The sequence below is a fragment of the Acinetobacter sp. YH12094 genome (assembly GCF_013419295.1).
Classification (GTDB): Bacteria; Pseudomonadota; Gammaproteobacteria; order Pseudomonadales; family Moraxellaceae; genus Acinetobacter; species Acinetobacter amyesii.
The window spans coordinates 1-10,468 of sequence record NZ_VPAK01000045.1; the positions used below are offsets into that span (position 1 = coordinate 1).

A 10,468-nucleotide genomic window follows, 5' to 3' on the forward strand; every position below is an offset into this window, starting at 1 on the left:
GCGACTCATGAGTGCTCGGTTATATGCGGGCCAATTGGTTGTGCGATAGATTTTGTGTGTAGGCTTCTTCATTTGAAAATTATATCGCTGAAAAAGCCTTTACAGATAGGTTTGTGCAACAAAGCCTGTAGAAACTGCTAAAGTTGAAGCCGCACTTGTTGGTGGAGCTGCTGGGACATTTACAGGTAGAGTCCTTTATATGGCCGTTAGCATAAATCCATATGCTAGAGCGGGGCAGGTATTAATGACAGTTTTAGGCATGGGAGGAGCAGTAGGTGGATCTCTTCTAGTCGATAAAGCTTTATATAAAGGAATGGGGTTGTGTAAATGAATTTTATATATCTTGGTATTTTTTTAACGTTTGTATTGTTTTTTATATTTAGTTATATAAATTTTTTAAAATTTATTAAAAAGAATTGTTTTATTGAGAAAATTTTCCCTCCGAAAAATAATGAATATGATATTTATGAATTATTTGAAATTCAGGCCTTTTTTTATGCTTTATTTGTTCAATATAATTTAAAGTATAAAAAAAATCAATCACTTCCATTGGTTGAGGATAGTCTTTTGCTAGAGGGTTTTAATAAAGGCGAGATAATTTTTTTCTTAGAAAAAAATTACAGTTTTATAAAATCTAACTTTATTATTTTTGTTTCGAGTGTCTTATTGTTTTTAATTTCTCTTACATACTTGTTTTTTTGATTAATTATATTTTGGGGTTAATTGCAGTATAAATGGATTTTTTTTATCGTTTTTTTATTTCTTAGATTTGAATTTGGAGTGTCTACGTTAAATTCTATCTATAGGTATATTTAAAAAATATAAAAAATTTTCTAAATATTGTGAGCTTTTAAAGAATAATAATTATGATGGTGCATAGGATTTATTGCACAAAGATTTGAAAGGTAAAGCGCCCCTAATTAAGCCAAATTTAAGGCGTAACTTGGGTAAGTGGTCGACCTAATTCCGTAAATCTGTTGAGGACTGCTACACGTGTATGAATTTCATTGACTTGGTTATCAAATTTTCTTGCACTGAGTTTATCCCCCAATAATTTGATGCAATGCATCTTAGTTTCGACCAAACTTCGGCAATGATAGCCGGACCATTTTTTCCATAATGTCCTGCCTGAGAAGCACTGCTTCGCAAGATTAACAGTACGAAGTAATTCATTTCGCGCTAGCGAGCTGATCTTTGTATCTTTCCATGGTTTCGCATTTTTTCTAGGTGGAATACCGCATGCGCTTGCCGATCTGCAATGACCTGACGGCATTGCTTGGTGTCATAAGCTCCATCGGTATAAACAGAGTCAATCTGCTCATCTTGTGGAATCTGATCGAGTAAATCACCAAGCACTTGTGAATCACTCACATTATTTGTAGTGAGTTGAATGGCGCGTATTTGAAGGGTTTCAGCATCTATACCAATATGAAGTTTACGCCATTGGCGACGATATTCAGGTCCATGTTTCTTCCTTTTCCATTCACCTTCACCTAAAAACTTTAGACCGGTAGAGTCTACCAGCAAGTTAAGCCCACCACTGCTTTTTTGATAATTAATCGCAATATCAATATGTTTTTGTCTTCTGCAAAGCGTACTGTAATCTGGTGCGGTCCAATTTAATCCACAAAGTTTAATCAGACTTTGCACAAAGCCAGTGACCATACGTAAAGATAGACGGAATAAGGATTTAATCATTAAGCAGCATTGGATAGCTGCGTCGGAGTAGGTTTGATTTCGCCCTTGTTTGCCTTTTGATGGAGCATACCATTGAGTCTTAGTGTCAAACCAAATTGAAATATTTCCTCGATTTATTAATGCTCGATTATAAGAAGACCAATTGGTGGTACGATAAATTTTAGGTGCAGGCTTGTTCATTTGGAAATTATATTGTGGAATAAGCCCTTAACGATAGGTTTGTGCAACAAAGCCATAGTAACATAAAAAATTAAGAAATTTAAGGGAGTTGATTGCATGATTAAGTTTGAGGATATATTTTACACTTAATGGGTTGTTAAAAGGAATTGTTTTTTATTTTCTATATCTGGGGCATATTATATTTTGAATTGGTGTTTATTAGGTTTTATTAAAGATGGTGTGTTTGGGAAAAAATTCAAAAGGTTTAAATGTTGTGAATAAAGTAATAATGCTTATTCTTATTGGTCTTCAATTTAGCGCGTGTGTTGAAAATAAGGTTGTGAACGGTGTTGATGTTGATCGAAAAGAGGTACAAAATGAGTTAAAGTTAGTAAGAGAGTATGTTGGTGAACAGAAGAATAAACTACCTGTGAATGTAGATAATTATACTAGATGGGTGGATTTTAAATTTTCTGATAATAAATTAACCTATATTTACATGGTTTCATTTGAAAGTATTAGTGATTATCAGGCGGCTGATATGAGGAAATATTATTATTCTAAGCCAAAGATAGATGAAATTTGTGAATCAATTGCTATCTTATCTAATTTGGATATTGTGTATGAGTATAAATATGTTAATTTAAAAAACAAGGAATTGATTACAATTCCATTTAATAAAAAGATATGTGATATTTAATTATGTTTTTTTTGAAAGGTATAATTTTGGTTTTATTTTGAATTAAGATTGTAATGAAAAAATTTGAATTAATTAATAAATCCCTTTTAGCAACCGTAGCATTCCTTCTGTTGCCATTTTGGTCTTATCTTTATTATGGTTATTTTTGGATTCTTTTTCTAGGCATTTTAACTATTTGTGTTTTTTGGTTTTTTGGTCATTTAAATTACAATAATAAATATTTTATTTTTCTATATTTAATTATTTTTATGATTTCATTGTTAATGCTAGGTGCTGTATATTTAACTTTAAATAATGGTTGGGTAGCCATTTTAAAATATATGTTCTTGTTTTTTATACTGGATACATTATTAAGTTTAAGTAAGATAAAAAAAATGCAGAAAAAATATAAAAATGATAATTTTGTTGTGGATGGTAATTTAGATGGTTATTCTGCTGATTTTGAAGAAAAAAATGGAAAAGTTTGGGGGGTAGTCTTTTTTCACAAATGGCTATAGTTTCATATATGCTTTTTATTGGACCGTATTTTATAGTCATTAATTCACCATTTGAATTTTATGCTGGTGAAATGATGTCTGGTATTAAGTCAAATCTTTCGATATATGCCATAATCTTGATGGTATTAATATTCTGGGAATTTACATTGAAAAGATTTTATTTTTTTAGTGGTCTTAATTACAAATTTGATAAAGAATGAAATAAAAAGCCCCTCATGGCTTTTTTAATATAAATCAAGACAACTGCTGAATCGGACTACCACCCAAGCCTGCATTAAAGTCATAAGCATTGTATTGACTCGCCTGAGTTTAGACAAATACAAATAGCTGAAGGCTTAGAAAAACCTGAAAGTTTTTTAGTACAAGCACCAAAACCAATCGAAGAGTTAGATTTGGATATGTATAAGTCACGAAGATGTTAATCAAACTTGGATGGCATAAGCCATCCAACATTCGAAAATCTAAACTTATGGCTTAGGAAAAGGTTTCGGTGAGTTTGAAGCACAGCGCACGGATGTGCTGTTATTAATGTTAATATAATCTATACTGTCATCACCTTTTTCGTATTGAGGATTTGGTTCCTTTCCTCTTCTATAAATAGTGGTTGCTGCACCTCCTAATGCTAAACTTTGTGCTGCTCCTTCTTGATGTGTACTCCTTACGGATTTTAATAATCCAGACTTTGGCCCCTGTGGATTGAGTTCAGGTGAATTTTTGTAATACTGTGGGTCAAACCAATTAGACATCCATTCATGGTTATCAGTTGCCATATCGTAGAACCCTAAGGGTGTTGTTGGGAAATGACCTAGCAAAGGAACAATAGCACTAAAATTTAAACTTTTACTGACTTGATCTCTTTGCTCATCACTCCAAACATTACGACCCACTTCATACTTCCCATTATCTGTGGTGGAAATTATATATTGTCCTTTATTTCGAGCAGCATACTCCCATTGGGCTTCAGTAGGTAAATTCATAGGAATGCCGACTTGCTTACCTAACCATTGACAATAATCGGCTTTGTTGCACAAACCTATCGTTAAGGGCTTATTCCACAATATAATTTCCAAATGAACAAGCCTGCACCTAAAATTTATCGTACCACCAATTGGTCTTCTTATAATCGAGCATTAATAAATCGAGGAAATATTTCAATTTGGTTTGACACTAAGACCCAGTGGTATGCACAATCACAAGACAAACATGGACGAAATCAAACTTACTCCGATACTGCTATTCAATGCTGCTTAATGATTAAATCCTTATTCCGTCTATCTTTACGTATGGTCACTGGCTTTGTGCAAAGTCTGATTAAACTTTGTGGATTAAATTGGACCACACCAGATTACAGTACGCTTTACAGAAGACAAAAACATATTGATATTGCGATTAGTTATCAAAAAAGTAGTGGTGGTCTCCATCTACTCGTAGACTCTACTGGTCTAAAGTTTTTAGGTGAAGGTGAATGGAAAAGGAAGAAACATCAGCCTGAATATCGTCGTCAATGGCGTAAATTACATATTGGTATAGATGCTAAAACTCTCCAAATACGTGCAGTTCAGCTTACAACTAACAATGTAAGTGATTCACAGGTACTTGGTGATTTACTCGATCAAATTTCCTTAGATGAGCAGATTGACTCTGTTTATACAGATGGTGCTTATGACACCAAACAATGTCGTCAGGTCATTGCAGATCGGCAAGCGCATGCGGTGATTCCACCTAGAAAAAATGCGAAACCATGGAAAGATACAAAGATCAGCTCGCTAGCGCGAAATGAATTACTTCGTACTGTTAATCTTGCGAAGCAGTGCTTCTCAGGCAGGACACTATGGAAAAAATGGTCAGGCTATCATCGCCGAAGTTTGGTGGAAACCAAGATGCACTGCATCAAATTATTAGGCGATAAACTCAGTGCAAGGAACTTTAATAGCCAAGTCAATGAGATCCATGCACGTATAGCCGTGTTAAATAAATTTACCGAGTTAGGTCAACCACATACCCAAGTTATGCCTTAAATTTGAGTAGATATGGGCAATCTTAATTTTTACATCTTTGTGCAACAAAGCCGATGAAAGATGAAGAAAAGAAAAAAAAACAAATGAAAGGTTAATTGATATGAATTTATTTAAGTTGATTTTTATTATTTTAATTATTCCATTATTTTCTGGTGCTAAAGGTGAAAATAATATCTTGGATGAGGAGGCTAGAATGTATAATTTTAAAAAAAATGAATCAATTGTATATGAAATAAATGATTTATTTCATGCAAAAAAAACCAAAGAGGCTTTTTATTTGATTTCTAGTTATTTACATAAGTTTAATGTAGATGAAAAAGTTGGAGTGGGAGCAATATTATATTCAAATGGATATTATAAGTTGTCAAAATCGTATTTTGAGGATGCATCTTTGGCTGGGAATCCCGAGGCTTTTTATCGGCTTGGTTATTTTTATAATTATAATGAAGACGAAAAAGATGTTGAACTGGCAATAAAATATTTCAATTTATCAATTGAAGCTGGATATTTGAGTTCTTATATTAATCTAGGGGAAATATATTTATTTGAAGATGGTTTTGTGAGTTTATCAACTGCTAGATTTAACTTTAAAAAGGCTGTGAGCTTGGGGTTTATGAATGGTTATTATGGGTTGGGAGAAATTAATTTACGTGAAGGTAATTTTTATGAAGCTAAGAATGATTTTGAAAAATTAAAGAAATATGGTTATTTATTAGAGTATTATGATGGATGTGTAAATTTATATTCAAAATATGAAGATTCAGAATTTTACGATATAGATTTGGCAAAAAAATATATTGATCTTATAATTCTTCTTATAGATGATCCGAGAAAATATGAAATTATAGCCGATTTTTACAAAGGTGATCATAAGTATCGAGATCTGAATAAAAGTAATTACTATTCAGAACTAGAAAAATATTAAAATTATGAATGGGAGGAGTTAGGATGGCTTAAGTATCCTTATTCTTCCCGTTGAAAAATCAAAACCAACCTTATTATTAGTTCAAGACATAGCTATGGAATTACTTTTAATCAACAAGATATGATGGCATTCCATCGTGATGATTTACACCGTGAAACGGCGCAGATACTGGCAAATGGTTTAATTCAAGTCAAGAATTATAATGATGTAGGCTTACTCAGTTCGCAGTTGATTCAGCCAGAGCAAGAGACTCTAGGGCGAGTACAGCATCAGGCGGAACGGCAGTATCATTATGATCAAAATTATCTACTCACGCAGGTGGACGACAGCCATTTATGCAAGCTGAATTATCAATATGATGCGGTTGGCCGTTTGATACAGAGTCAAAGTGTGCATAGCGCAAGGCAATGTGATTGAAAGCAGCCATGCAGGTAAAACATTAAAACTGACGTGGGATAACCTGAACCGTTTGATCCAAAGTGAGCTTAATGGTCAGGCGACTGAATATGGTTATGATGTATTTGGAAGGCGTTTATACAAGAAAAATCAAAATGCGCAAACCCTGACCTTATTCGGCTGGGACGGAGACCTGATGATTTGGGAGTCACAGCAATCTAATGACGTTGAAGAAAACTACACTAAGCATTATGTCTATGAACCGCAGAGTTTTGTACCGCTGCTGCAAACGGGTTATACAGGATTTATTAAATTAATTGAAACACCAGACTACTCAAGGTTCCAAACAGAACCTTATTCCATCTATAAAGACCCTGTATGGAAAGTAGAAACGAGAAAGAATAAAGCAGAGTTAGAACGCGTTATGTTTTATCATTGTGATTAAGTGGGTACACCACAAACACTCAGTAATGAGTTAGGTGAGTGCGTTTGGGAAATCAAACAGGATACATGGGGCATTTATTTAGAGATCAAAGCGAGTGAAAACTCACTTGAACAAACCAATATCCGATTCCAAGGACAATATTACGATAGTGAAACAGGATTGCACTATAACCGTTATCGTTATTATGAGCCATATAGTGCAAGGTATTTGAGTAAGGATCCAATAGGCTTGTTTGGGGGAGAAAATAACAGTAGTTAGGTAAGTGATCCGAATCAGTGGGTAGATCCGATGGGGTTGATGGGTGGGAAAGATAATGGATTATTTTGGTTAACTGATTCTGCCAGCGAGGAAGGCAACAATCAAATTAAGAATATGGTGCAGCAATCTAGAAAAAAATCAAATAATAAAACTCAACTAGAATTAATACAAAGTGATGGAGAAAGAGGGAGGATTTTAAGAGCAAAGATGCCTGCTGTAAGTTCTACAGAAAGTCAAAGGAATGATTTTCCTGTAATCAATAATAGTAGAGTTAGCAGTAACGGTGGAGTATTAGCAAAATTACTTCCAAATACTATGTCACCTTTGGCTAAAGATCCGCAACTCGCTCAGGATTTAAAGGCTCAAGGTGCTATGAGAAATAAATAACCTAGGAGCAGTAGCCGAGCGGGTTATGCCCCTTATGCTATTGTAGGTGGAAAAGAGGCAGCACCAGTGGTTTTAAAAGTAGGTCGAGAAGGAATAAAAAGTATACCGAGTTTATCGAAAGCGGTTTTACAAAATGCGAAAAATATATCGGCAACGCCAGTGGGACAGGCTGTGGTAAAAACAACTGGTGGTAGTGTACTGGTGGATAGTAGTTTACAAGCAAAAGATATGTATAAATGTAAATGTTTACAATGGGATGGATCTAGATCTTTAGTTGCCGTAGGTACGGGAGCTGCTTTTGGAGCTTGGGGGGAGGCGATGGCACAAACAGCTAAAGTTCCATTTGTTGGTACAACGGGTGTGCCTACAGCCATTGCTGGAAAAATACTGGTGGATTAGTAATTTGGGCAAATCAATTTGCATTACAACAAACATCATCTAGAGCAATTAATAGTAGCACCTCTGATGATAAGAAGCAGGATAAATAAAATGTTAACAATTCTAGTTGAAGTAATTTTATCATTTTTTATATCCAATTATGAATCTGAAAATTATCCTTATCTAGTAGGTTTTATAAAGGGAATAGTTTTAGGTATATCAGCTTTCCTCTTGGGGATGTTGATTGATGTTATTAATGATAAAGTTATGGAAACATATTTGATAATATTATATTTCATTACTTGCATTGGTATAGGAATAATAGGAGGGCTATTTTTTATGTTTTTTACTTGGTTCACTAAAAAATAATACTAATAACATAAACGCTTGGTGTGACGGTTTTAAAAGCATAAAGGAACCGATTAACTGCACAAAAGACATAAATTTGATCTACAGTTACTTGTAAAAATAGAGCTAAACTTTAGCTGATTCCTTTTATCACTGTGACCAAATTGGAACACCGCAGACTTTAACAAATGAGTTAGGTGAATGTATATGGGAAATTAAGCAAGACACATGGGGAACGGCATTAGAAATTAAAGCAGTAAATCAAGATAATCCATTTGAACAAAATAATTTACGTTTTCAAGGGCAATATTATGATCAGGAAACAGGATTGCACTATAACCGCTATCGTTATTATGAACCACATAGTGCGAGATATATAACTAAAGACCCAATCGATTTATATGCAGGTTTAAACCATCATGCCTACGTATTGAACCCTACTTTATGGGTGGATGCACTTGGTCTATATCCGACTTATGGTGGACAATTCATAGGTTTAAGTCCGCAAGCTGCATCCAATTTAGAGTATGAAGCCTATCGCAATTATGACTGTTGGTTAAAAACAGGTGAAACGTGTAGGCTTCAAGCTGCTCCTTTGTTTGACTATGTTTATTGTTCGGGTGGCGTGGGGCCTTTGGCGTATGCAGAAATCACGAACTTACATAATGGTAAAGTCTTTCAAGTAGGCGCTGCTTCGACGCCAGATGCAAAAGGAGCGAAAGCAATTGGTCGTAACGCGATTTCGATAATTGATGGTAGCCGAAAATTAGGTGCTTCTGATCTTTCCAAGTTAAAAGGTAAATTTTCAGCAAGTTGTATGGCGGGTTATATTTTTAATAAACCTGTTGATGATACAGATGTTAATAGTACTGATAGATTCTTAAGTGGATTAGCTGGAAGTGCTAGTGGAGGGATTTGGGGAGTGCGAGTGGGTGTTGTACTCCCTATTGATACAGACTCTGGTTCTGTAAGTGATAAGATAAAAGCATATTTTACCTCAAAGACTATGAAAGGTTTCGAGGTTGGTATAGGTACACCTGGTGCAGATTTTAATTTTGGATATGGTGTTGAGGCGCAAGGCAGAACTATTACGGGAACGATTAAGGACTAAATATGAAATTAAATAAATTGAGTTTTGGAATTGTTACTATTTTACTATTAGTCGGATGTAGTAGTAGTGTTTATGAACCACCTTCAGATAAATATCCATTTGAAAATAAAATGAAAGAATTACTCGGTAATCAAATAGAAATTATAAATTCATTGAAAAAGGCTGAGGTACAAATTTCATATTTTGAATTACCTAAGAATAATAATAAAATTGAAAGTATAGTAAGTTTATTAGAAAAAGATGGATGGGTATTGAAAGGAAAAGGGCAGGGCGTTGATACTTATTGCTTAGGGAGAAATAATAGAATTAATGTTGTTATACCAACTTCTGGTGGACTTTATGATTTTAAAGGTGGAAAATTAAAACGAACAGATTACTCTGTGAATGCTGTTTTATATTCCAATGATAAATGGGGAGATGATATGTGTGAATGATTTGTGGAAATTTATATTTATATTTTTTTCATTAATACAAATGGGTTGTTCTAATCAAATATATGAACAACCTTCAGATAAGTATCCATTTGAAGTAAAAATGAAAGCTTTATTAGGCGATAATATTGAAATTGTGAACTCATTAAGTAAAGCAGAAGTTCAAATTTCTTCTTTTAGATTTGAAAAAGATCCTAATAAATTGAAAAAAGTAATTAATCAATTGGAAAAAGATGGTTGGGTATTAAAGGGGCATGGACAAGGGGTAGATACATACTGTTTAGGAGCTAATAATAGTATTAATATTGTTAGTCCTACTGCAATTGGTGTTTATGACTATCAAGGGGGTAAACTAAATATAACTTATTATAATTCTGATGCTATATCTTATAGTTATAATAAATGGGGTGAGGATTTGTGTGAATGATTTTTGGAAAATTATATTTATATTTTTTTCATTAATATAAATGGGTTGTTCTAATCAAATATATGAACAACCTTCAGATAAGTATCCATTTGAAGGGCTTTGTTGCACAAACCTATCTGTAAAGGCTTTTTCAGCGATATAATTTTCAAATGAAGAAGCCTATACACAAAATCTATCGCACAACCAATTGGCCCGCATATAACCGAGCACTCATGAGTCGCGGAAATATTGCCATTTGGTTTGATCCTGCTACGCAATGGTATGCTCCATCAAAAGGCAAACAAGGGCGA

The 10,468-nt window shown here is 33.9% G+C and carries 11 protein-coding genes and 4 pseudogenes; 13 read left to right on the plus strand and 2 right to left on the minus strand.

Going from position 1 to position 10,468, the window contains the following annotated elements:
- Positions 1 to 327: 327 nt before the first annotated feature.
- A complete protein-coding gene (locus FTU34_RS16770) occupies positions 328 to 702 on the plus strand; it encodes a hypothetical protein (protein ID WP_180036308.1) in 375 nt (124 codons plus the stop codon).
- A 229-nt stretch (positions 703 to 931) separates the two neighbouring features.
- Here FTU34_RS16770 and FTU34_RS16775 read toward each other — a convergent pair.
- Positions 932 to 1,878 (minus strand): annotated as a pseudogene (locus FTU34_RS16775) (IS5 family transposase).
- 223 nt (positions 1,879 to 2,101) lie between these two features.
- On the opposite strand from FTU34_RS16775, the gene FTU34_RS16780 reads away from it, so the two are divergent.
- Together FTU34_RS16780 and FTU34_RS16785 are read left to right on the plus strand one after the other, a co-directional pair.
- A complete protein-coding gene (locus tag FTU34_RS16780) occupies positions 2,102 to 2,557 on the plus strand; it encodes a hypothetical protein (RefSeq protein ID WP_180112663.1) in 456 nt (151 codons plus the stop codon).
- A 53-nt stretch (positions 2,558 to 2,610) separates the two neighbouring features.
- Positions 2,611 to 3,054 (plus strand): hypothetical protein, encoded by a 444-nt coding sequence (locus FTU34_RS16785; protein WP_180036303.1) that lies wholly within the window; start codon positions 2,611 to 2,613, stop codon positions 3,052 to 3,054.
- Positions 3,055 to 3,521: 467 nt separating this feature from the next.
- Here FTU34_RS16785 and FTU34_RS16790 read toward each other — a convergent pair whose 3' ends face one another.
- Complete coding sequence (locus FTU34_RS16790; protein ID WP_306669724.1) at positions 3,522 to 4,112, minus strand: SUMF1/EgtB/PvdO family nonheme iron enzyme; 591 nt, start codon at positions 4,110 to 4,112, stop codon at positions 3,522 to 3,524.
- A gap of 12 nt (positions 4,113 to 4,124) precedes the next feature.
- Between FTU34_RS16790 and FTU34_RS16795 the strand changes: the two genes are divergently transcribed.
- The 10 genes and pseudogenes from FTU34_RS16795 to FTU34_RS16840 form a co-directional block, all read left to right on the plus strand.
- Positions 4,125 to 5,072 (plus strand): IS5 family transposase, encoded by a 948-nt coding sequence (locus FTU34_RS16795; protein ID WP_180036260.1) that lies wholly within the window; start codon positions 4,125 to 4,127, stop codon positions 5,070 to 5,072.
- A 100-nt stretch (positions 5,073 to 5,172) separates the two neighbouring features.
- Positions 5,173 to 5,997 (plus strand): tetratricopeptide repeat protein, encoded by an 825-nt coding sequence (locus FTU34_RS16800; RefSeq protein WP_180036259.1) that lies wholly within the window; start codon positions 5,173 to 5,175, stop codon positions 5,995 to 5,997.
- Between the two features lie 60 nt (positions 5,998 to 6,057).
- Positions 6,058 to 7,180 (plus strand): annotated as a pseudogene (locus FTU34_RS16805) (RHS repeat domain-containing protein); the annotation flags it as partial.
- A gap of 369 nt (positions 7,181 to 7,549) precedes the next feature.
- A complete protein-coding gene (locus FTU34_RS16815) occupies positions 7,550 to 7,882 on the plus strand; it encodes a hypothetical protein (protein WP_180036257.1) in 333 nt (110 codons plus the stop codon).
- A gap of 90 nt (positions 7,883 to 7,972) precedes the next feature.
- On the plus strand, positions 7,973 to 8,230 hold the full coding sequence (locus FTU34_RS16820) for a hypothetical protein (RefSeq protein ID WP_180036256.1): 258 nt from the start codon (positions 7,973 to 7,975) through the stop codon (positions 8,228 to 8,230).
- A gap of 136 nt (positions 8,231 to 8,366) precedes the next feature.
- Positions 8,367 to 8,444, plus strand: a pseudogene (locus FTU34_RS18160) (RHS domain-containing protein); the annotation flags it as partial.
- Positions 8,424 to 9,320 (plus strand): RHS repeat-associated core domain-containing protein, encoded by an 897-nt coding sequence (locus tag FTU34_RS16825; RefSeq protein ID WP_373685879.1) that lies wholly within the window; start codon positions 8,424 to 8,426, stop codon positions 9,318 to 9,320. The pseudogene FTU34_RS18160 and the gene FTU34_RS16825, both read left to right, overlap by 21 nt.
- A gap of 2 nt (positions 9,321 to 9,322) precedes the next feature.
- Positions 9,323 to 9,754 (plus strand): hypothetical protein, encoded by a 432-nt coding sequence (locus FTU34_RS16830; protein WP_180036255.1) that lies wholly within the window; start codon positions 9,323 to 9,325, stop codon positions 9,752 to 9,754.
- 40 nt (positions 9,755 to 9,794) lie between these two features.
- Positions 9,795 to 10,178 (plus strand): hypothetical protein, encoded by a 384-nt coding sequence (locus tag FTU34_RS16835; RefSeq protein WP_373685878.1) that lies wholly within the window; start codon positions 9,795 to 9,797, stop codon positions 10,176 to 10,178.
- A gap of 149 nt (positions 10,179 to 10,327) precedes the next feature.
- Positions 10,328 to 10,468: pseudogene (locus FTU34_RS16840) on the plus strand (IS5/IS1182 family transposase); the annotation flags it as partial.

Bases quoted from the DNA above. Each gene is read 5' to 3' on its own strand.
- FTU34_RS16785 (WP_180036303.1), top strand. From the start codon at position 2,611: ATGAAAAAATTTGAATTAATTAATAAATCCCTTTTAGCAACCGTAGCA.
- FTU34_RS16820 (WP_180036256.1), top strand. From the start codon at position 7,973: ATGTTAACAATTCTAGTTGAAGTAATTTTATCATTTTTTATATCCAAT.
- FTU34_RS16835 (WP_373685878.1), top strand. From the start codon at position 9,795: ATGGGTTGTTCTAATCAAATATATGAACAACCTTCAGATAAGTATCCA.
- FTU34_RS16800 (WP_180036259.1), top strand. From the start codon at position 5,173: ATGAATTTATTTAAGTTGATTTTTATTATTTTAATTATTCCATTATTT.
- FTU34_RS16770 (WP_180036308.1), top strand. From the start codon at position 328: ATGAATTTTATATATCTTGGTATTTTTTTAACGTTTGTATTGTTTTTT.
- FTU34_RS16830 (WP_180036255.1), top strand. From the start codon at position 9,323: ATGAAATTAAATAAATTGAGTTTTGGAATTGTTACTATTTTACTATTA.
- FTU34_RS16795 (WP_180036260.1), top strand. From the start codon at position 4,125: ATGAACAAGCCTGCACCTAAAATTTATCGTACCACCAATTGGTCTTCT.